The organism is Stenotrophomonas sp. (assembly GCF_032061965.1).
Lineage (GTDB): Bacteria > Pseudomonadota > Gammaproteobacteria > Xanthomonadales > Xanthomonadaceae > Stenotrophomonas.
The window spans coordinates 15,827-37,614 of the sequence record NZ_DAMBEF010000033.1; the positions used below are offsets into that span (position 1 = coordinate 15,827).

Consider the following 21,788-nt stretch of genomic DNA (forward strand, 5'->3'; position numbering starts at 1 on the left):
TCAATGCTGCGGAGCAACAAAGATGGCTTCGGTGAACCTTGACCGCACGGATCTGCGGCTTCTTGTCGAAATACAGCAGCATGGCCGCGCCACCAATGCGGAACTGGCCGCGCGGGTCAACCTGTCGGCATCGGCCTGCCTGCGGCGCGTGCAGCGGCTGGAAGCGGAGGGCGTGATTGCCGGTTATGGCGCACGCCTGGAGCCGCGCGCGATCGGGCTGGGTTTGCAGGCGTTTGTACGCGTGCAGCTGTCCAAGCACGGGCAGGCGGCGATCGATCATTTCGTGCAGGCGGTGCAGCTATGGGATGAAGTGGTGGCCTGCCATGCGCTCACCGGCGACATGGATTACCTGCTGCAGGTCTATGTGCGCGATTTGGACCACTTCTCCGAGTTCCTGTTGGACAAGCTGCTCAATGCGGCCGGCGTGGCCGACGTCAATTCCAGCTTCGTGCTGCGCACGGTCAAGGAGTTCCGCGCGCTGCCGCTGTCGCAGCTGGGGCGGTAAGGGCTCTTCCTTCTCCCTGCGGGAGAAGGTGCGCCGCAGGGGCGGAAGAGGGTAAGCGGCGAAGCCCAATGGAATCCGAAGTAATCCGCTTTACCCGTACCCTCACTCCAACCCCCGCTCCGCGCCCCGGCCCTCGCGCTGGCGCGAGGGCGCTCGTGAGGCAGCGAACCAATGGTTCGCAAGCTGCCTCTCTCACCCCGTCAGGAGAGGGGCTGCAAGCTCAACGCGCTGGCGCGTTGCAGTTCTTCTCGACACCGCGCAGCTTCTCGATGCGGCTGCGGCTGTCCTGGCAGCGCTGGTAGGCGTCGGCCTGGGTAGCGGCGGCACGTGCATCGGCGTTGCGCGCGCTGGCGGCATGCGCCTGTTGCAGGCGTGCCACGCCCGCGCGGATCTGCGGCATGGCTGCCATCGCCGCCTTCTCACCTTCCAGGATCGCGCGACCACGCTGCTCGAAATCGGCCGCGCCGATATCCAGCACTGCCGGGCGGATCACCACGTCGGCGCGTGCCAGTTCCTGCTGGCCCAAGCGCTGGCCCATGATGGTGATGGACTGATTCACCGCGCCCAGCAGCCCGGTCGGGCGCTGGCCGTTGGCGCGGCTGGAGATATCCACTGCGATCACGAATTCGGCGCCCAACTGCTTGGCCGCGTCCACCGGCACCGGGCTGACCACGCCGCCGTCGACAAAACTCTTGCCACCGATGATCACCGGCTCGAACACGCCGGGAATGGAGCTGGAAGCGCGCACCGCCTGGCCGACATTGCCGCGCACGAACACGGCGCGATCACCGGTTTCCAACTGCGTGGCCACGGCGGCGAATGGCTTCTTCAATTGCTCGGCCGGCTTGTTGCCGACCTGGGTGTTCACGTAGTCCTGCAGCTTCTGGCCCTGGATCAGACCGCCGGAGAACAGCCGGATGTCGCGGATGCTGGCTTCATCCAGCGCCACTGCCTTCTGCTGCATCTGGAAGGCATTCATGCCACTGGCATAGAGCGCACCAACCACACTGCCAGCGCTGGTACCGGAGACCACCACCGGCTCGAAACCGTTGGCTTCCAGCATCTTGATCACGCCGATATGAGCGAATCCCTTGGCCGCGCCACCGCCCAGCGCCACGCCGATCTTGACCGGCTTTACCGGGGTGGTCGGCTGCACCGCAGCCGGCGGCGTGGGTTTGGTGTTCTCGCCGCCACAGGCTGCCAGCAGGCCGAACAGGGACAGGGACAGCAGCAGGCGGGTGTGGCGCGCTTTCATGATGAACAGGGGGCGTTGGAAAGGGCGCCAGCATAGCGCTTTGCGCAGGGTGGGGGCGGCAACGGCCAAAGTCGGTTTAGCCGCGGCTGCGTTATGCCGCATGGCTCAGTTTGCGGGCAGGTCTACGGTCACCGTGGGCCCCAGGGCGATCAGCAGATTGCCCACCACGATCAGCAACCAGAACAGGCCGCCGAGTACCAGCCAGAACCAGTTGGCCACGGTGAGGCGGCGGTTCTGCAGGGCCTGCGGATCGCCGCAAGCCAGGTTGGCCGCGCGCTGTGCGCGGACCAAGGCCATGATCTGGCCGGCCAACGGCAGCAGGATCAGGACGAAGGACAGGTTGGCGGACAGCATGGTTTCGGGGATGCGGCTGATCACGCGCATCAGGATGACCGACACCACGTAGAGCGTGGCCCAGGCGCCTGGCGACCAGCGATAGTTGCTGCGGTTGCGCTGCAGCCGGTAGTCGATCTCACGGTTGAGGCTATGTGCGAAGAAGATGGCGAAGATCGCGCGGGGCACCGGCCACAGGCTGAGCTTCTTGTCGATCTTGTGCCGCTTCCAGTGATTCCAGAACCAGTACAGCGAGTACATGCCCAGCGTGGCGATGGACAGCAGCACGACCTTGGTGATGGAGACCACGTAGAACGGTGGCAGCTGTTGCACCGGGATGGCAGGCGTGAGTTCAGCCTGTGGTGGCGCGTAGACGTTGCCTTCCGAAAGCTCTGATCCGTTGACCGACATGGTTCCTTCCCTGGAAACAGATGCCGCAGTATGGGGTGGGCGCAGGTTGCGGGCAATTGTCCAGCGGGGCGGGACGTGCTTTGGGAATTCCGTGTGGGGGAAGCAGAGGCAGAGGCAAAGAAAGGCGGAAGCAAAGGCGAAAGACTGGAGCGATTCCCGCCTGCGCGGGAATGACGAGCCTTGAGTCAAAGGCCAGAAGCCAAACGTCAAACGTCAAACGTCAAACCAAAGGACGCAGCCCACGCGTGGGCTGCGCCTGCATCACTCAGAAATTATTGTCGCCATCCAGGATCCGGCCCAGCCCGCCCAGCACCGAGCCTTCGCCACGGCTCTGGCCGCCACCCTGCGGGGCGGCGGCATACATGCGGCCAGCCAAGCGTGAGAACGGCAACGATTGCAGCCATACCTTGCCCGGCCCGGTAAGCGTTGCCAGGAACACGCCTTCGCCGCCGAAGAACATGCTCTTGAGCCCAGCCACGCGACGCACGTCCATGTCTACGCCGGCGTGGTAGGCGACCACGCAGCCGGTATCCACGTCGATGCGCTCGCCCGGTGCCAGGTCGCGCTCCACCACACAGCCGCCAGCATGGACGAAGACCCAACCGTCGCCTTCGAGCTTTTGCATGATGAAACCTTCGCCACCAAACAGGCCGGTCATCACCTTGCGCTGGAAGTGCACACCCACCTGCACGCCGCGCGCGCCGGCCAGGAAGCTGTCCTTCTGGCAGATCAGCTTGCCGCCGTGCTGGTCCAGCTTCATTGGCAGCACCGTGCCAGGGTAGGGGGCGGCAAAGGCTACCTTTGCCTTGCCATGGCCGGTTTGGGTGTAGACCGTGGCGAACAGGCTTTCACCGGTGATGACGCGCTTGCCGGCGCTGAGCAGTTTGTCCATGAAGCCGCCACCCTGGCCCTCATGACGGCCGTCACCGAAGACGGTGTCCATCTGCACCGAGGAATCCTTGAACATCAAGGCACCGGCTTCGGCAATGGCGCTTTCGCCAGGATCCAGTTCGATTTCCACGAACTGCATCTCATGCCCGACGATGCGGAAATCGATATCGTCGGCACGGTTGCGGCTGCCACCCACCGGCGGGGGCATTGGCGGCGGGGCAGCCTGGCCACCGAAATCTGCGATCTCGGTCACGGCCTGCCAGCCCTGCATGCCTTCGCGCCAGGCCAGTGCCTGGCGGCTGCCCTGCGCAAAGCGGCGCGCGGCCTCGTCATCCAGGGGGCCGACGCGGTCGGACTGGCCGGGGATATGGAAATACCATTGGGTCATGGCGGTAGGCCTGGGCGTGAAGGAAGGCCCAGTCTATGCGGGGAGAACGGCTTCACACCCCTGACAGGCGTCATGCCGCTGAATACCTGAACGATTGCGATACGAATGTTGTACTGCAACAATTCCGTGCTAGGCGCAGTTCCCCATTCCTCCTCAACAGGCCCTTCTCCGCCATGTCCCCGACCCGTACCGCCCGCTGCCGCTTGCCGGCAGCGCATCCGCTGTTTGTCGCCGTTCTTGCCGTATTGCCGCTTTCGGCAGCCGCCCAGGACGCAGCGCCGGCCTCCAAGGAAGCCGTCGCCCTCGATACGCTGCAGGTCACCGCGCAGCGCCGTGTGGAAAACGCCAAGGACGTGCCGGTTTCGATCACCGCCATCCAGGGCGAGAAGCTGGACGTGATCGGTTCGGCTGGCGATGACATTCGCTTCCTGTCTGCACGCGTACCCAGCCTCAACATCGAGTCGTCCTACGGTCGTGCCTTCCCGCGCTTCTATATCCGCGGCTTGGGCAACACCGATTTCGATCTCAATGCGTCGCAGCCGGTGTCGCTTGTATATGACGACGTGGTCCAGGAAAGCCCGCTGCTGAAGGGTTTCCCGCTGTTCGATCTGGCCGGCGTGGAAGTGCTGCGTGGCCCGCAGGGCACGCTGTTCGGACGTAATACTCCGGCCGGTGTGGTCAAGTTCGACTCTGCGCGTCCGTCGCAGGATGCCGATGGCTACCTCAAGGTGGGTTACGGCAGCTACAACACCTGGAATACCCAGGGTGCCTATGGCGGTCCGCTGACCGACCGTTGGTCCGCACGCGTGTCCGCGCTCTACCAGCGCCGCGACGATTACGTCGACAACACCCTTGCCAATGCGCCGAATGATGGCTTTGAAGGCTATGACGAAGCTGCCGCGCGCGTGCAGTTCCTGTACGAAGGCGATGCTTTCGAAGGCTTGTTCAATCTGCACAAGCGCAAGCTCAACGGCACCGCGCGTCTGTTCCGCGCCAACATCCTGCAGCCGGGCAGCAACAAGCTGGTGGATGGCTTTGACCGCGATGACGTATCCGTTGATGGCGTGAACTTCTCCGAGCTGGAGACCTGGGGCGGCAGTGCACGCCTGAAGTGGGATCTGGGCAAGGTCACGCTGTATTCGATCAGCGGTTATGAAACGGCCAAGTCGCAGAACCGTGGCGATATCGATGGTGGCTATGGTGCGGCGTTCCTGCCGTCTTCGGGCCCGGGCCTGATTCCGTTCGCTTCCGAGTCGATGGACGGTCTGCCGGATCATCGCCAGATCACCCAGGAGTTCCGCGTCGAATCCAACGAGTGGGGCCGTTTTGACTGGCAGGCCGGTGTGTTCTATTTCGATGAAGACGTCACCATCGACAGCTTCAACTACGACTCCTTGACCCCGGGCAACCCGCAGACCGGCCACGCCGTGCAGAGCCAGCGCAACAAGGCCTGGGCAGTGTTTGCCTCCGGTGATTTCGATGTCACCGACAAGTTCAAGCTGCGTGGCGGCGTGCGTTATACGCAGGACAAGAAGGACTTCACCGCCAGCGTGTTGCAGGCCGTGCCGTTCGGCACCCCGGTCAGCGGCCCGTACATTGCCAGCACCGACGTGGACGACGTCAGCTGGGACCTGAGTGGCGTTTACCAGGTCACTGACAACGTCAACGTCTATGCCCGTGTAGCCAAGGGTTTCCGCGCGCCGTCGATCCAGGGCCGTCTGGCCTTTGGTGGTGTGTCGCAGGCGGACTCGGAGAAAGTGATTTCCTATGAGGCCGGCATCAAGGCCGATCTGTTCGATCGTCGTGCACGCCTGGGCTTCAACGTGTTCCGTTACAACGTTGATGGCCAGCAGTTGATCGCCGTGGGCGGCAGCAACAACACTGCCACCCTGCTTAACGCGGACAAGACCATCGGCCAAGGCGCGGAGCTCGACTTTGAAGCCTATCTGTCCGACAACCTGTTGCTGACCCTGGGTAGCAGCTACAACGACACCGAGATCAAGGACAGGGACCTGGCGGTGGCAATCTGTGGTGGCGGTTGCACCATTACCGACCCGACGACCATCATCGATGGCACGACCTATGCGCTGGTGAACGGCAACTCGTTGCCGCAGGCGCCGAAGTGGATCCACAACCTGACGCTGCGCGCGAGCTTCCCGCTCAGCGATGCCAGCGAGCTGTACGTGTACACCGATTGGGCTTACCGCAGCCCGGTGAATTTCTTCCTGTACGAATCGCCGGAGTTCCGCAGCCGTTCGTCGCTGGAGGGTGGCCTGCGCGTTGGCTACAACTGGTCTTATGGTCAGTACGACGTGGCCGTGTTTGGTCGCAACCTGACCAACCAGACCCGTGTGGTTGGTGCGATCGACTTCAACAACCTCACCGGCTTCCTCAACGAGCCGCGTACCTTTGGGGTGGAGTTCACCGCGAAGTTCTGATCGCGGCGTCAGGCGTGAACAGGAAGGGCGCGGATGTTCCGCGCCCTTCCTGTTTGAAGGCTACGCAGCGGTAGGAAAGTAATTCCTGTAGTGCCGAGCCATGCTCGCCGAAGGGCATTACCGGGAAAGCCTCTGCCGAGCATGGCTCGGCACTACCGTCCCCTCCCTTTACCGCAGGCAAGGGGAGGGCAGGGGAGGGGGTGGCTTTGGGGCTTCAAGCATCGCCAGTTTCGCGGCTGCCGCCGCTCCCACAGAATCGGGTCGCTTGGGTCTCGCTGCCGAGCATGGCTCGGCACTACGCAAGCTTGCTCAGCGCGCTTCCGGGATATCGGTGGTCAGCGCAGCGGTTTCCGCGGCGCAATCGCGTGGCAGCGGCTGATTGAGCGTGCGCACGTGGGCAAGCTCCTTGCGCGCCTTGGCCAGGTCGGCGGCAAATTCCGGGTTGTCATGCAGCCGTGCCACGGTTGCCGCGCCCATGAACTGGCCCTGCTGCACATCGCTATACCAATGCACGTTGCAGACGAGGCGGCTGTGGCCGTAGTTGCGGCCGCGTTCGATAAGCGCGGTGGCGTGCTCAGGATCGATTTCCGTCAGGATCAAGGCCCAGGCCCAGCCGATGGACGTGTGGCCGGACGGGTAGGAACCACTCTTGCGCAGGCCTTCCTCGTCGTCCGGGGTGCAGGTCGGCGCATTGTTGACCATGAACGGGCGCGGGCGCTGGTAGTGCGTCTTTGCGGCCTTGGTCGCGGCGCTGGCATCGATGCGGCTGCGCTCCAGCAGCTGGTACAGCACGGGCGTGGTCTGCGCGCTGACCGCAACGCCGAGCGCGCAGCTGAACTGGTTGGCGCCAGCCGGGAAGCTCAGGTCGGCATCGGTATGTGCCTGGGTGAAACGCGCGCTGCCACGCAAGGCCATCGCCTGCGCGGCGACCGCGTCATCCAGCTGTGCGGCCAGTGAGCCGGGTGCGGGCGGTGCCGGGCTCAGTGCAAGGCTGTCAGGGATGGCATCACCTTGCAGGTAGCCAACAGCGCGTTCAGGTGCCGCGGCTTTTCCATCCGTGATGTGGGTGCCAGTGGTGCTGCAGGCGCCCAGCAGGGCGGCCATTGCCAGGGCCAGAGCCTGGCGTGGAAGACGGGCGAATCGGGACATGCGTGTGTGACGGGGTCGATGGAACGGACCGGCATCATGTCACCGTTACGCGTGGCGTGCCGGGGGCAGAGGTCATGTTGCGTCGCCAGATTGACTTCCATCGGATGTGGAAGACTGTGACGGCACCGTCATGCGCGCTTCGCATTGTTCAGCCATTGCGGGCAGCGGCACCATTCAGCATTGGCGATGGTGCGTGCATCCCGCGCCGCAGCGGCACGGATGTGGGGGGCATCCAGCAGCGCCGCGGCAATCTCTTCAGGGGGAACACCAAGAGAGGAGATGTCGCATGACCATGAAGGGGAAGTGGCTTTGGGCAGGACTGGCACTGGCAGCGACCACCACGGCAGCCAACGCAGCTGACGTGGTGGGGGTGGCCTTCGTGCATGGCACCGGCAAGCAGACCAATGCGCTGGCCGACTATTGGCAACCGGAGATCGTCAACACCGTGCGTTCAGGCCTGCCCAACAGCGCCAACTACACGGTGATCAATTGTGATTTCACCCAGTACATGTGGAAGCCGGACGCGGCAGGCTGCCTGGCCGGCCAATTGACCAGCTTCATCAACAGCCGTGGCATCACCAAGTTGGTGGTGATCACCCATTCCAACGGCGGCAACGTGATGCGCTGGATCATGTCCAACCCGACCTGGGACAGCCGTTACCCGGCCATCATCACGCGCCTGCACAAGGTGAACGCGCTGGCACCGTCTTCGGCTGGCACGCCGCTGGCCGATGCAGTGATGAACGGCAACATGTTCGAACAGGCACTGGGTTGGTTGCTGGGCTACGAGAACGATGCGGTGCGCATGCAGCAGGTCAGCTGGATGGCCACCTATAACGCCAACAATCTGTACGGCACCGCCGGGCGGCCCGCCCTGCCCAAGCCATTCCGTGCGGTGGTGGGCACCGAGGTGGAATCCTCGCCGTTCGATTCGGACAGCTACTGCGGCGGCTATACGCAGAACGTGGGCCTGGAGGCCACGCAGAACTGGTTGGCCAGCTGTTCGGATGGCTTCCTCAACTGCAGCAGCCAGTCGGCGGCGGGCAGCGTCTGGTTCCGCGACGTCAGCCGCACCCGCGATGCAGAGCCGCTCAGCCATGCGCAGAGCCGACGCAACTGCTTCAGCCTGGACACCATCCTGCGCGCCGACGTGAACCTGTGAGGAGCCATGCAATGAACAAGCAAACAACGTTGATGGTTGCGCTGGCGCTGGCCTGCAGTGGCGCACCGGTACTCGCAGCCAAGGCCGCCGCCGTAGACCGCGTGGCGCCGGCGGTGGTGTCGGCACCGGTACCTGCCGGCGAGTTCGAGCACGCGCCGGTGCAGTTCGCCTGGGCCTTGAACCCGGCCGATGTGGTCAGCGCAGCGGAGCCGGAGGTGATGGAAAGCCGCAGCTCCTGGCGCATGGTCGAGGCCGCCGAGCTGCAAAGCGGCGTGGACGTGCCGGTGTCAGCACCGGGGGCGGTGATCCAGCTCAGCCCCGCGCGTGGCGCCAAGGCGCTGGATGTGCAATCGCTGCAGGTGCGCGAAGGCAGCGTGCCAGTGGCGGCGCGGCGCTTTGAACGTGCGGCGTTGAAGGACGCCGGCATGGCGGTGGCGCCGGGCACCGCCATGCTCAAGTTGCAGGACGCCAAGCCTGGCCGTTACCGGGTGCAGGCGGCCGAAGCGCGCGGCAGCTACGTGATGCAGGTGCTGGAACCGGATAGCCCGATGGTGCTGCGCGCACGCACCGATCGCAGCGTCACCCTGGCCGGAGGCCAACTGCGTGCGCAGGTGAACATGGATGGCGTGCAGTCCACCCGTGCCGAAGTGGCAGCGCGTCTGGCCGGCTCCAGCTTCACTGCCGAAGGCCTGTTGGTGGCACCGGATGGGCGCACCTGGACGGTGCCCATGCGCAGCGACAATGCCGGTGGCCTGGTCGCCGACGTGACGGTTCCGGCCGCTGGCAGCGACGTGCAGGGCCTGTGGGAGTTGCAGGTGTTCGCTGACCAGGGGGGGATCGCCCGCGATACCCGGCTGGCATTTGCGGTGGCCAAACCGACGGCACGCCTGGCCAGCGCCGTGCGGGCCACCAGCCTGTCCAACCTGCGCTTTCCCTTGCAGGTCGGGGCGCCGGGGCGCTACGAAGTGCGCACCACGCTGTTCGCCACCGGCACCGACGGCAAGCTCCGCGCGGTGGCGCAGGGGCATAGCGCGGCCTGGTTCGCCAAGCCCGGGCGCGGTGAGCTGGGCTTGAGCTTTGCCGACGTCAAGCTGCCGGCCGGCTATGCCGCGCCGTATGAACTGCGTGAGGTCGAACTGCACGACCAGACCCGCATGGCGCCGATCGAACGGCGTGCCCGCGCAGTGCGCTTCTGAGTGAAGGCAGCGGGGTCGGCAGGTGCCGGCCCCGTCTGCTCAGGCCGACAGCACGTGGGCCTGCAGGTGGCCGCCGTGCTCGGTGACATCGATGCTGCCGCCAAATACCTCCGACAGCGGCGCGGACTGCAGCAGGTCGGCGCGGGTGCCATCGGCGAAGATGCGCCCGCCCTTCATCAACACCACGCGGTTGATCTCCGGGATCACTTCCTCGATGTGGTGGGTGACCAGCACCAGGGTGATGCCCTGCTGGGCCAGGTGGCGCATGCTGTCGATCAGGTGGTGGCGCGAGATCAGGTCCAGGCCGGTGGAGGGTTCGTCCAGCAACAACGCCTTGGGCTGGTTGACCAGAGCGCGGGCGATCAGCACGCGGCGGGTTTCGCCGGCAGACAGCTCGGCATAGCTGCGGCCGAGCAGGGGCAGGGCGCGGGCCAGTTCCAGCGCATGCCGCGCGCGCTGGCGCATGGCATCGGTGACGTCGCGGTGCGCGGGCACCACGTAGCTGGCGAAGAAGCCGGATATCACTGCCTCTTCCACGCTCAGCCCGGGCATGTCCGACAGGTTGCTGGACAGATCGCCGGTGACGATGCCCAGCTGCGCCCGCAGCCGGTCCACTTGCCAGCGGGTCTGGCCCATCACCTTGACCGGCACATGGCCATCGGCCCGCGCCAAGGGGTAAAGCTCGCGCGTGATCAGCTTGATGAATGAGGATTTGCCGCAGCCATTGGGGCCGAGGATGGCGGTGTGCTGGCCCTGTTCGATGCGCAGGTCCAGTTCGTGCAGCACGCGCACCTGGCCGCGGATGACGCAGGCATGGTCCAGTTCGATCAGGGGGGCCGCAGCGGCGGCAGGGGCAATGGACATTCAGGTGGAGACGGCAGCTGAGGATTCGACCAACGGACCTTCCGCAGGTGGGTGAAGTTTGCGCCGACAGCCCCCATCATGTGTAGCACTTGTTTCATCTGGCACCGACTGCCTGGAGTTCCCGCAATGTCTGACGCACTGCTCGATTTCCTTACCGGTGGCGTTGCCGGCCTTGGCTGGTGGGGCATGCTGGTGGTGCTGTTGGTGTTCACCCAGCTCACCATCTTCGCGGTCACCTTGTACCTGCACCGCAGCCAGGCCCACCGCGGTGTCGACTTCCACCCGCTGGTGTCGCACTTCTTCCGCTTCTGGGTGTGGCTGACGACTTCGATGATCACCCGCGAGTGGGTGGCCATCCACCGCAAGCACCACGCCAAGGTAGAGAGCGAAGAGGACCCGCACAGCCCGGTGACCAAGGGCATCGGCAACGTGTTCTGGCGCGGCGTGGAGCTGTACCGCGAAGCGCGCACGCTGCGCGGCGATATCGAGCAGTACGGCCGTGGCGCGCCGGAAGACTGGATCGAGCGCAAGCTCTACACCCCGCACGCCAATCTGGGGCCGATCAGCCTGTTCGCGATCAACGCCGTGCTGTTCGGCCTGCCAGGTATTGCCCTGTGGGCGATCCAGATGGCGTGGATTCCATTCTGGGCAGCCGGCGTGGTCAACGGCCTGGGCCATTGGTGGGGCTATCGCAACTTCGAGTCGGCCGACACCTCCACCAACCTCACGCCGTGGGCGTTCTGGATCGGCGGCGAAGAACTGCACAACAACCATCATGCCTTCCCCAGCTCGGCGCGTTTCTCGATGCGACGCTGGGAGTTCGATATCGGCTGGCAGATGATCCGCGTGTTGCAGTTCCTGCGCCTGGCCAAGGTGATGCGGGTAGCACCGAGCATGGACATCCGCCCGAACATCGCCGTGCCCGATGCCGATACCCTGAAGGCGCTGCTATCGCATCGGTTCCAGGCGATGACCGATTATCAGCGCAACGTGTTCACTCCGGCCTTGAAGGAAGAGGCGGCGGCTGCCGGCGCCAAGCTGCGCAAGCTGCTGCCACGGCGCATGCGCAAGGGCCTGGTCAACGATGGTCGTTGGCTCAAGCCGGATTGCCGCGCGCAGCTCGATGCCTGGGTGCAGCAACGCCCGCGCATCCAGCTGCTGGTCGAACACCGTGCACGTTTGTCTGCATTGCTGGAAGCGCGCAGCCATGACGCCGCCGAGCGTCTGCGTCAGCTGCAGCAGTGGTGCCATGACGCCGAGGCCAGTGGCAGTGCCGCGTTGCAGGCGTATGCCGCCCGTTTGAAGGGCTATTCGCTCAGCGCCGCATGAAGACGATTCTCTTGTTCTGTCTGTTGGGTGCAGCCTTGCCGGTGGTCGCACAGGTGCAGGACACCAGCGAGTATCTGCAGCGCATGGACAGCGATGGCGATGGCCGTGTCAGCCCGGACGAATACCTGCAGTGGATGCTGTACGCCTTCGACAAGATGGACCGCAATGGCGATGGCGTACTGGAAGCCGCCGAGCAACCCGGTGGACGCGGCAAGCCGATCAGTCGTGACGAGCAGCGGCAGGTGATATTGGCCCGCTTCGCCCGCCAGGATGCCAACAGCGATGGCTACCTCAGCGCCCGCGAGCTGATGGCCCCGCCGCGCTGACCTGCACCGACAGCGCGTGTAGGAGCCGCGTAAGCCCCGAAGCCGCAAGTCCAATCGCAGCCAATAGCGCATTGCAACCGATACAGGCCCGCTATTGGCCACGATCTGCTTCACGGCTCACGCCGTTCCCACAAACGAAAACAAAGACCAGCGCCGTGAGGCACGCATGCCAGAACTTCCCGAAGTAGAAACCACCCGCCGCGGCCTGCAGCCACACCTGCAGGGGCAGCGCATCCACGGCGTTATCCTGCGCCGGCCGGACCTACGTTGGCCGATACCGGCCGAGATCGAGCAACTGCTGCCGGGCCAACGCATCGAAGCCATCCGTCGCCGTGCCAAGTACCTGTTGCTGGACACCGCACTGGGCAGCGCGGTGCTGCACCTGGGCATGTCCGGCAGCCTGCGCGTACTGCCCGGCGATACCCCGGTGCGCGCGCATGATCATGTGGATATCAGCCTGGAAGATGGTCGGCTACTGCGCTTCAACGACCCGCGTCGTTTTGGCAGCCTGTTGTGGCAACCGGCCGGTGAAACCCATGCGCTGTTGCGCGACCTGGGCCCTGAGCCATTGGACGCGGAGTTTGACGGCGATTACCTGTTCCAGCGCAGTCGCGGTCGCAAGGCGCCGATCAAAACCTTCCTGATGGACCAGGGCATCGTTGTCGGCGTGGGCAATATCTACGCGGCGGAAAGCCTGTTCATGGCCGGCATCAATCCGCTGCGCGAGGCCGGCAAGGTGTCACGGGCGCGCTACCAGCGACTGGCCGATGCGGTGAAGGAAATCCTGGGTCATGCGATCCAGCGTGGCGGCACAACCCTGCGTGATTTCATCAGCCCCGATGGTGCGCCCGGCTACTTCGAACAGGAGTTGCTGGTATATGGCCGCGAGGGTGAGACCTGCAAGCAATGCGGGCGCGCGCTGCGCTATGCCAGCATCGGGCAACGAGCGACGGTGTGGTGCGGGTATTGCCAGCGCTGAGCGCGGGAGCTGCAGGCTGAGGCCAAGTGCCCCCCTCCCCAGCCCGCCCCTTGGCTGCGCCAAAGGGAGGGGGGCAGCTCACGCGCCCGTTCAGATCGCGGGGGTTCCGCTTTTGCCCCCTCCCTTTGGCGCAGCCAAGGGGCGGGCTGGGGAGGGGTAAGCGCTTTTGCCTGCACCGCCCAGACATTGCGATGATCAGCATCCACTCCCTGACAGGCGATACGCATGCGATCTCCCTGGCTTTGCCTGTTGTTGCTGCCCACGCTCGCCGCCGCCGGCAATCCGCCGAAGCAGGAGCAAGTCGGCGAGTTGCAGACCGACCAACTGCAACTGCAGGTGACCTCTGCCTTCGGCGGTCGCGCGCTGTCGCTGCAGCGCAAGGGTGAGCCCAACTTCCTGCGTGTCGGTGCGGCAGTGAAGTCGCAACCGGATCCGGAAGTGAAGGCCGAAAGCGGCGACATCGCCTACCTCGGTCATGATGTCTGGGTCGGGCCGCAATCGCAGTGGTGGTCGCACCAGCAGATCAATCCCGAGCGTTTGGCAGCCAATGCCAATTGGCCGCCTGATCCCTGGTTGTCGCTTGCCTCGGCACAGTGGCTGCAGCGCGATGCCAACCAGCTGCGGTTGCAGGGCGCAGCCAGTCCGGTTACTGGCATGCAGTTGGAAAAGCGCTTCCGCCTCGATGCCGCGCATCCGGACACCGTGCATGTGCAGGTCAATGGCAGGAACATCCGCGACACGCCCGTCGCCTGGGACCTGTGGTTCAACACCCGCGTCCATCCCAACACCCGCGTGTTCGTGCCGGTCAGCAGCGCCGACGACATCCGTGTGGACGGTGCGCCAGATGCGTCGTTGCCCGACCACCAGTGGCAGGAGGGCATGCTGACGTTGCGTGCCGGCGATGCCAGCAGCGGCCCGCGCGGCAAATGGTTCGTGCAGCCGTCGGCTGGCTGGATGGCCGGCTTCAATGGTCGCCAGGTGCTGGTGATCCGTTTTGCGCATCAGCCCCGCAGCGCCATCCATCCGCAGCAGGGCCAGGTGGAGTTGTACCTGGATGCTGGCGGTATCGCCGAGGGCTTGCTGGAGATGGAAGTGCATGCACCGTACAAGACCCTGCAGCCCGGACAACAGATGCAGGCGGCCGAGCAGTGGACGCTGCTGGCCTGGGAGGGCGGCGATGATGCCAAGGCGCAGCGCGCATTCCTGTGCGCCCAGCAGTTGCAGGAAGCCTGCCAGTAGCGCGTAGCCCGGGTAAGCGCAGCGCACCCGGGGCTGCTGGCAGGGGGCGGTGGTTGCATTGTTGGGAAGGCCCCTGCCGAGCATGGCTGGGAACTACGCTCCCTCCCTTTCGCGAAGCGAAGGGGAGGGTTGGGGAGGGGTGAGCTTTACGGCTTCTGATGTAGCGGTAGCTCGCGGCTTACGCCGCTCCTGCAATGTCATGGATTGCGGGTGACGCCCCTGCCGAGCGTGTCTCGACACTACGGGCATTTGTAGAGCGCAGCCATGCTGCGCTGGGGCTTTACCGGGGAGGTCCCTGCCGAGCATGGCTCGACACCACGTGACAGCTGAAGCGGATGTTCATTCAGTGACTGGTTGAGGCTGTCGATTCACCTAAATCCGCCTACCATGCTGCGGTCCCCTCTCGGCCTGCCTTTCCATGCAACGACGCGACTTCCTGCGTAACGCCGCAGCCGCCCTGGCGGCCTTCGGGCTTCCCGCTTTCACCGCCTGCGCGGCCAGCAAGCCGGCCCAGCTGGGGCTGCGCCGCCTGGGCCAGCCGCAAGCCTTCGATTTCGCCACGCTCAAGGGCCAGGCTCACGCCTTGGCGCAGGCGCCGTACCAGAGTCACAAGCGCACTTTGCCGGGCGCGCTGGAAAAGCTGGACTGGGATCAGTACCAGTCCATCAGCTACCGCCAGGATCACGCCTTGTGGGCCGACCAGCCGGGCAAGTTCCAGGCCAAGTTCTTCCACTTGGGCCTGTACTTCCATTCGCCGGTGCGCATGTTCGACGTGGTCGATGGCAAGGCGCAGGAGCTGGCCTATGACGGTGCCGCCTTCAACTACGGCAAGAGCGGTATCCACGAGGGTGAACTGCCGGACGATCTTGGCTTTGCCGGCTTCCGCCTCAATACCCGCACCGATACCGATCGCGACTTCGCCGCCTTCCTTGGCGCCAGCTATTTCCGCGCGGTCGGCAAGGAAGGCCAGTACGGGCAATCGGCTCGCGGCCTGGCTATCGACACCGGCATGGGCCGACCCGAGGAATTCCCGGACTTCATCGCCTATTACTTGGAACAGCCGTCCGCCGACTCGGACACCCTGGTGGTCTACGGCCTGCTGGATTCGCCCAGTGTTGCCGGTGCCTATCGTTTCGCCATCACCAATGGCGACGTGCTGCTGATGGATATCGACAGTGCGCTGTACCCGCGCAAGGAAATCGAGCGGTTGGGCATCGCGCCCTGCACCAGCATGTACCAGGTTGGCGAGAACGACCGCCGCATGGATTGGGATTGGCGCCCGGAGATCCACGACACTGATGGCCTGTCGATGTGGAACGGTGCCGGCGAATGGATCTGGCGACCGCTGTGCAACCCGGCCAACCTGCGTTTCAACATGTTCGTTGACAACAATCCGCGTGGCTTCGGCTTGTTGCAGCGTGACCGCAACTTCGACCATTACCAGGACGACGGCGTGTTCTACGAGAAGCGCCCCTGCCTGTGGATTGAACCGAAGGGGCAGTGGGGCGAGGGCTCGGTGCAGTTGGTGGAGATCCCCACCGTCGATGAAACCTTCGACAACATCGTTGCCTTCTGGAACCCCAAGGCCAAGCCGCAGCCGGGTGAGGAATTGCTGGTCGGCTATCGCCTGTACTGGGGTGCCGAGCCGCCGGCCCGTCCGCCGCTGGCACATTGCGTGGCCAGCCGCACCGGCCTGGGCGGCATCATCGGCAAGAAGCGCGAATATTTCTCTTGGCGCTTTGCGGTGGATTTCGAAGGCGGCGAACTCGCCGGCCTGATCGACAAGGGCGACGTGGAAGCGGTGGTGGAAACCAGCCGCGGCCGCGTGGAAGTTGTCTCCGCACGCCCGTTGCGCGAGATCAAGGGCTACCGCGCGATGTTCGACCTGGTGCCACCGGAAGGCAGCACCGAGCAGATCGACGTGCGTCTGTACCTGCGCAGCGGCGGCAAGACCCTGACCGAAACCTGGTTGTACCAGTACAGCGTGCCGCCTGCTGGTGCGCCGGAGCGGACCTTGTACTGAGCGTAGGTGCCATGGGCTTCAAAGCCGGTGCTCGATGAGCACCGGCGCTGTTCAGTACTCACTTGGCAAGTCCAAGCATCCGTACCACTGCTGTAGATATGGTCAGGGCTTGTCAGTGGCTTCAGGAATACTCATCGCAGGCTTGCCTACTTCCACGGTGCCGCGGCGGATCTTCATCCAAGTTTCATCCTGCCACTTCTGGTAGAGATCCGGATCCCAGTACTTTTTGTCATACAAACGGTCGGCCTTGATTGTTCGCTGCATCCCGCCGTCGTTGTAGACGATGTCGACGTTATTCGACATCGAGCCTGTACGGCTGCCTGTCATCGCACGCAATCCACGTTCAAGTACTGCAGCGATACGTGGTTTGGACACCGCATCACCGTACTCGGCCGCCAACTGCTGGGCCTTGGCACGGGCGGCCTGCTGCTGTTCCAGTGGCAGGGCTGCCCAATACTGGTCCCTCAGCTCAACGAACAAGGGGTATCCGCGTTCGGCTGCGACATCCATCCAGGCAAATGCCATGACCCGATCTGCGGGACGTTCCACGCCAAACCAGTACATTTCGGCCAAATAACCCTGTGCGGGCTTGTCCGCATAGCGTGCGGCCAGCCGGAAGTTCTCCATCGCGGTGTCGACTTCACCGCGATGCAGTGCGTTCACTCCCCACTGTCGGTACATCATGTCCGGATGGCCGTCGAGGAATCCGGCATTGAGCAAGGGGCCGCTTTCCTGAGGCGGTGTTTCGGCCGCGACGGCGGGCAGAGAGAGTGGCAACAGCAACATGATGAATAGATACCGGGGCATGGTGGGCAGCATTCTTCCTTGGAGACCGACGCAGCCTAAGCGGGCATCGGGGCCAATGTAAATCTGTCTACAACGGCAACGGCGCCTGCATGGGATCAATCCGCCCCTCACCGCGGGTGATTTTCTTGAACTCCGCGCGGCTCACCGACACATAGCGGTCGTTGCCGCCAATCTCCACCTGCGGGCCGTCCTGCACCGCAAAACCGTTCTCGTCTACGCGCACGGTCATCGTCGCCTTCTTGCCACTGTGGCAGATGGTCTTGATCTCCTGCATTTCATCGGCCCAGGCCAGCAGGTACTGGCTGCCTTCGAACAGCTCGCCACGGAAGTCGGTACGCAGGCCGTAGCACAGCACCGGGATGCGCATCTGGTCCACGACTTCGGACAACTGCCACACCTGTGCCTTGCTCAGGAACTGGGCTTCGTCCACGAGTACGCAACCGAGCTTTCCGCTCGCGGCGATATCCTGCTTTATCAGGGCTTCCAGGTCGGTATCGCGCTCGAACGTGGTGGCCTCGGCCTGCAGGCCGATCCGCGAGGCGACCACGCCGGTGCCGGCACGGTGGTCCAGGTGCGGGGTCAACAACGCCACCCGCATGCCGCGCTCGCGATAGTTGTGCGCGGATTGCAGCAGCGTGGTGGTCTTGCCGGCGTTCATCGCCGAATAGTAGAAGTAGAGCTTGGCCATTGAATCAGGAACTGGGGAATGGGAACCAGGAACCAGTGAAAGCAACATCGGATCCCGAGGGGTGACAGAATACATGCCGCCCTGAAGCCCTGCCGTTACTGGTTCCTATCCCCCGGTTCCTGAATGCTCGATTCCCTCAATCCCCCCCAACGCGCTGCAGCCATGCATGCCGAAGGCCCCTTGCTGGTACTGGCAGGTGCCGGCAGCGGCAAGACCCGCGTGATTGTTGAAAAAATCGCCCACCTGATCTCGACGGGTCGCTATAGCGCCCGTCGCATTGCCGCGATCACCTTCACCAACAAGTCGGCCAAGGAAATGCGCGAGCGCGTGGCCAAGCGTCTGCGCGCCGAGGATGCGGCCGAGGTCACCATCTGTACCTTCCACGCCTTGGGCCTGAAGTTCCTGCAGATCGAACATGAACAGGTGGGACTGAGGCGGAATTTCTCCATCTTCGACGCCGATGACGCCGGTGCGCAGATCAAGGACCTGCTTGGTGGCAGCAATGCCAAGCCCGACGACATCGAGGACATGAAGAACCTCATCTCGCGGGCCAAGAACTCAGGCCTGTCGCCGGAGCAGGCGATGGCCGCGGCGCGCAGCAGCCGCGAGAAGAACGCGGCCATGGTCTACGAGCTATACCAGGCGCGTTTGACCTCGTTCAACGCGGTGGATTTCGATGACCTGATCCGCCTGCCGGTGCAGGTGCTGGAAGAGCACCCTGACATCGCCCTGGCGTGGCGCGAACGCATCGGTTACCTGTTGGTCGACGAGTGCCAGGACACCAACGACGCACAGTACCGCCTGCTCAAGCAATTGGCCGGCCCGCGCGGCAATTTCACCTGCGTGGGTGATGACGACCAGTCGATCTACGCCTGGCGTGGCGCCAACCCGGAAAACCTGCAGCGGATGGGCGAGGAATACCCGAACCTGCAGATCATCAAGCTGGAGCAGAACTACCGCTGTTCCAATCGCGTGCTGCGCGCGGCCAATGCGCTGATCGCGCACAACCCGCACGAACATCTGAAGACCCTGTGGTCCGACCAGGCCGACGGCGAGCGCATCCGCGTATGGGAATGCCGCAACAGCGAACACGAAGCAGAGAAGGTGGCAGCGGAAATCCACTTCCTCGCCACCAGCCGCAGGATCCCGTGGAGTGATTTCTGCATCCTGTTCCGCGGCAACTTCCAGTCGCGTCCGCTGGAAAAGGCGATGCAGCTGGTGGGTGTGCCGTATCACCTCAATGGCGGCACGGTGTTCCTGGAACGACAGGAAGTGAAGGACACCTTGGCGTGGCTGCGCTTGATCGTGAATCCGGACGACGACACTGCCTTCATGCGCGCGGTGCAATCGCCCAAGCGTGATGTCGGCGCCAGCACCCTGGCCAAGCTGGCCGAGCTGGCGTCCGAGAAAGATATTCCGATGGCGCACGCCGCCGAGAGCATGGGCGCGTTGGCCCAGCTCACGCCGCGTGCGGCCAATAGCCTGAGCAAGTTCACCGACATCCTGCGCGCGCTGCGGCTGGACATGCGGCAGATGAGCTCGGGCGATCTGGTACGGCGCGTGGCCAAGGATTCGGGCATGTTGGCCGAGCTGCGTCACGCGGCCAAGGACACGGCCGGCTACGAGCGCCGTGCCAACAATCTGGAAGAACTGGCGTCGTGGTTTGAGAGCGGCCCGCGTGGCGCCAGCGCCGCTGACATGGCCGCGCAGCTGGCGCTTATTTCCCGCAACGACAAGGATGATGGCGGTAACCAGGTGCGGATGATGACGCTGCACGCGTCCAAGGGCCTGGAGTTTCCGTATGTGTTCATCGTCGGCTGCGAGGATGGCGTGCTGCCGCACCAGGTCAGCCTGGACGAAGGCAATCTGCAGGAAGAGCGACGCCTGCTGTACGTGGGCATCACCCGCGCCAAGATCCAGCTGTGGATGAGTTTCAGCCGTTTGACCCGCAAGTTCGGCGAGCACATCCGGCTCAAGCCGAGCCGGTTCTTTGATGAGATCCCGGCGGGTGAGATCCAGCGCGATGGGGCCGATCCGGTAGCCGATGCCGCGCACAAGCAGGAGCGGGCGAAGGCGGGGTTGGCGGCGATTCAAGCGCTGTTTGATTGAGGTTTTGCGCCCTCCCCTTTGGCGCAGCCAAGGGGGAGGCTGGGGAAGGGGTAGCTTTGGCTCCAGGTTTTGCGTTTTGATTGGAACCCAGCACGAAAAGCGCCCCAGCCGGCTCCCGGCCTCCGGCCAGAGGAACGGCTGTAGTGCCGAGCCATGCTCGGCAGGGGCTTTACCGGCCAACATCAAATAGCACCCTTCCCCAGCCCTCCCCTTTGCCACGCAAAAGGAGGGGGCAGGAGCAAAACCGAGCCCCTTATGTCCCTGATCCAGACCGAACGGCTACAACTACGCCTGCTGCGTGATGACGACGGTGACGCCGCCGCGATGCTGCAGCTGCTCAATGAACCCGGCTTCCACCAGTACATTGGTGACCGTGGCGTGCGCACGCTGGCGCAGGCCCGCGACTATGTGCGCAATCACACGTTCGCCAGCTATGCCGCCCATGGCTTCGGCATGTATGCGGTTGAACGTCGCAGCGATGGCGCCTGGCTGGGGAATGCGGGCCTGGTGCGTCGCGATGGGCTGCCGTGTGCCGACGTGGGTTACGCCCTGCTGGGTGCTTACACCGGGCATGGCTACGCACGGGAGGCGGTGCAGGGCGTGCTCGATTACGCGCGCGATACGCTCGGCCTTGCTGAGCTACGTGCGGTGGTGTCACCCGGGAATACGCGTTCGACGGCGCTACTGGAAAAAATCGGCTTCCGCGCTGACGGCACCGTGGTGTTGCCAGGCAAGGACGAACAACTGCTGCTGTTCGTCAACACGCCGGGCTGAGTCGGATCAGCCGCGCACCTGGCGCCCAGCCGCGTAGCCCGGGTAAGCGCAGCGCACCTGGGGGCAAGGATCCCAGGGATCTCTGATTTTCCGCCAAAGGCCCGGGGGGCGCTGTGCTTACCCGGGCTACGGTCAGAACGCCTTCTGAACCGGCTCAGCCGCCCAGTTGCTCCTGCAACGCTGCCAGCTGTTCCTGCAGTGCTGCGACGGTCGCTTCCAGCTGCTGCACGCGCTCTTCCAATGCGCTGTTGTCGACCGTGGCGGCAGCCGCCGACGGGGCACGGTACTGTGCCGCCAGGGCTTCCACATCCACCGGCCCGCAGAGCAGGTGCATGAAGCGGTCTTCGCGCTGCCCGGAAGCGCGCGGCAGTTGCACCACCAGGCCGCGCTGCTGCATGCGTTCCAACTGGTGGCGCAGGTCGGCCGGGTCGGCGAACTTTGCCATGCGCTCGCTGCGGATGCTCAGTTCACCGGCGGTCTGCGGGCCGCGCAGCAGCAACAGGCCGAGCAGGGCGACCTGCTGGCGCGGCAGGTCCAGCTTGATCCCGGCCAGGTGCTCATAGCGCTCGGCACGCGAGGAAAAATGCTGGCGGGCCAGGCCAAGGGTCTCCAACTGGCGCAGTGCGTACTGGACCTTGCCGGCCTCCAGGTTCATTACCGGCTCGCGTGCAGTCTTCTGGTTGGCGGCGACCTGGGTGGCGTTGACCGTAAGCGGATAGGCGTCCGGCGTGGTGGCTTCCTTCTCGATCAGGCAGCCCAGTACGCGTGCCTGGTCGGCATCGAGGAGGGGGAAATCAGGGGTCTGGCTGTCGTCGGTCACGGTCCGGGCTCCGGTCTTGCAAGGGGGCGCAAGCATAGCCGAGGCTGGAAACCGGGGTCAGAGTCGGGAAACCGGGGTGAGCGGAAACCGGGGTCAGAGTCG

The 21,788-nt window shown here is 64.4% G+C and carries 19 protein-coding genes; 11 read left to right on the plus strand and 8 right to left on the minus strand.

The features are described 5' to 3' along the window. The first annotated feature begins 22 nt into the window (after positions 1-22). Positions 23-505 (plus strand): Lrp/AsnC family transcriptional regulator, encoded by a 483-nt coding sequence (locus RT460_RS15185; RefSeq protein ID WP_313319863.1) that lies wholly within the window; start codon positions 23-25, stop codon positions 503-505. Between the two features lie 220 nt (positions 506-725). Here the strand turns inward: RT460_RS15185 and RT460_RS15190 are convergent, their stop codons facing one another. From RT460_RS15190 to RT460_RS15200, 3 genes are all read right to left on the minus strand, one after another. After that, entirely contained in the window at positions 726-1,760 is a 1,035-nt protein-coding gene (locus RT460_RS15190; RefSeq protein ID WP_313319865.1) for a patatin-like phospholipase family protein, read from the minus strand. A 105-nt stretch (positions 1,761-1,865) separates the two neighbouring features. Continuing rightward, positions 1,866-2,504 (minus strand): DUF4234 domain-containing protein, encoded by a 639-nt coding sequence (locus RT460_RS15195; protein ID WP_313319867.1) that lies wholly within the window; start codon positions 2,502-2,504, stop codon positions 1,866-1,868. A gap of 265 nt (positions 2,505-2,769) precedes the next feature. Next, positions 2,770-3,783 (minus strand): TIGR00266 family protein, encoded by a 1,014-nt coding sequence (locus RT460_RS15200; RefSeq protein WP_313319869.1) that lies wholly within the window; start codon positions 3,781-3,783, stop codon positions 2,770-2,772. Between the two features lie 173 nt (positions 3,784-3,956). Here RT460_RS15200 and RT460_RS15205 point away from each other — a divergent pair, with 173 nt between their 5' ends. Beyond that, positions 3,957-6,221: a TonB-dependent receptor gene (locus tag RT460_RS15205; protein ID WP_313319871.1), complete on the plus strand. Its 2,265-nt coding sequence runs from the start codon at positions 3,957-3,959 to the stop codon at positions 6,219-6,221. A 309-nt stretch (positions 6,222-6,530) separates the two neighbouring features. Here RT460_RS15205 and RT460_RS15210 read toward each other — a convergent pair whose 3' ends face one another. Further along, positions 6,531-7,370: a phosphatase PAP2 family protein gene (locus RT460_RS15210; protein ID WP_313319872.1), complete on the minus strand. Its 840-nt coding sequence runs from the start codon at positions 7,368-7,370 to the stop codon at positions 6,531-6,533. A gap of 286 nt (positions 7,371-7,656) precedes the next feature. On the opposite strand from RT460_RS15210, the gene RT460_RS15215 reads away from it, so the two are divergent. Together RT460_RS15215 and RT460_RS15220 are read left to right on the plus strand one after the other, a co-directional pair. Further along, entirely contained in the window at positions 7,657-8,532 is an 876-nt protein-coding gene (locus RT460_RS15215) for a hypothetical protein (RefSeq protein WP_313319874.1), read from the plus strand. Positions 8,533-8,543: 11 nt separating this feature from the next. Continuing rightward, on the plus strand, positions 8,544-9,728 hold the full coding sequence (locus RT460_RS15220; RefSeq protein WP_313319876.1) for a DUF4785 domain-containing protein: 1,185 nt from the start codon (positions 8,544-8,546) through the stop codon (positions 9,726-9,728). A gap of 39 nt (positions 9,729-9,767) precedes the next feature. On the opposite strand, the gene RT460_RS15225 is transcribed toward RT460_RS15220, so the two are convergent. Next, on the minus strand, positions 9,768-10,592 hold the full coding sequence (locus RT460_RS15225) for an ATP-binding cassette domain-containing protein (protein WP_313319878.1): 825 nt from the start codon (positions 10,590-10,592) through the stop codon (positions 9,768-9,770). A gap of 78 nt (positions 10,593-10,670) precedes the next feature. On the opposite strand from RT460_RS15225, the gene RT460_RS15230 reads away from it, so the two are divergent. The 5 genes from RT460_RS15230 (at position 10,671) to RT460_RS15250 (ending at position 16,488) form a co-directional block, all read left to right on the plus strand. Further along, positions 10,671-11,921, plus strand: a complete 1,251-nt coding sequence (locus RT460_RS15230) for a fatty acid desaturase (protein WP_313319880.1) — start codon at positions 10,671-10,673, stop codon at positions 11,919-11,921. Next, positions 11,918-12,247: a hypothetical protein gene (locus RT460_RS15235; protein WP_313319882.1), complete on the plus strand. Its 330-nt coding sequence runs from the start codon at positions 11,918-11,920 to the stop codon at positions 12,245-12,247. Before RT460_RS15230 ends, RT460_RS15235 begins: the two co-directional genes overlap by 4 nt. 166 nt (positions 12,248-12,413) lie before the next feature. Further along, complete coding sequence (gene mutM, locus RT460_RS15240) at positions 12,414-13,226, plus strand: bifunctional DNA-formamidopyrimidine glycosylase/DNA-(apurinic or apyrimidinic site) lyase (RefSeq protein ID WP_313319884.1); 813 nt, start codon at positions 12,414-12,416, stop codon at positions 13,224-13,226. 309 nt (positions 13,227-13,535) lie between these two features. Next, positions 13,536-14,465 (plus strand): DUF4380 domain-containing protein, encoded by a 930-nt coding sequence (locus RT460_RS15245; protein WP_313319898.1) that lies wholly within the window; start codon positions 13,536-13,538, stop codon positions 14,463-14,465. Between the two features lie 418 nt (positions 14,466-14,883). Further along, complete coding sequence (locus tag RT460_RS15250) at positions 14,884-16,488, plus strand: glucan biosynthesis protein D (protein ID WP_313319886.1); 1,605 nt, start codon at positions 14,884-14,886, stop codon at positions 16,486-16,488. Positions 16,489-16,590: 102 nt separating this feature from the next. On the opposite strand, the gene RT460_RS15255 is transcribed toward RT460_RS15250, so the two are convergent. Further along, a complete protein-coding gene (locus tag RT460_RS15255; protein WP_313319888.1) occupies positions 16,591-17,274 on the minus strand; it encodes a sel1 repeat family protein in 684 nt (227 codons plus the stop codon). Positions 17,275-17,362: 88 nt separating this feature from the next. After that, positions 17,363-17,983, minus strand: a complete 621-nt coding sequence (locus tag RT460_RS15260; protein ID WP_313319890.1) for a thymidine kinase — start codon at positions 17,981-17,983, stop codon at positions 17,363-17,365. A 123-nt stretch (positions 17,984-18,106) separates the two neighbouring features. Here RT460_RS15260 and RT460_RS15265 point away from each other — a divergent pair, with 123 nt between their 5' ends. Together RT460_RS15265 and RT460_RS15270 are read left to right on the plus strand one after the other, a co-directional pair. Continuing rightward, positions 18,107-20,092, plus strand: coding sequence for a UvrD-helicase domain-containing protein (locus RT460_RS15265; RefSeq protein ID WP_313319892.1), 1,986 nt, complete (start codon positions 18,107-18,109; stop codon positions 20,090-20,092). 255 nt (positions 20,093-20,347) lie between these two features. Beyond that, a complete protein-coding gene (locus RT460_RS15270; RefSeq protein WP_313319894.1) occupies positions 20,348-20,866 on the plus strand; it encodes a GNAT family N-acetyltransferase in 519 nt (172 codons plus the stop codon). Between the two features lie 154 nt (positions 20,867-21,020). Here RT460_RS15270 and RT460_RS15275 read toward each other — a convergent pair whose 3' ends face one another. Next, positions 21,021-21,686, minus strand: a complete 666-nt coding sequence (locus RT460_RS15275) for a DUF480 domain-containing protein (RefSeq protein ID WP_313319896.1) — start codon at positions 21,684-21,686, stop codon at positions 21,021-21,023. Positions 21,687-21,788: the final 102 nt, after the last annotated feature.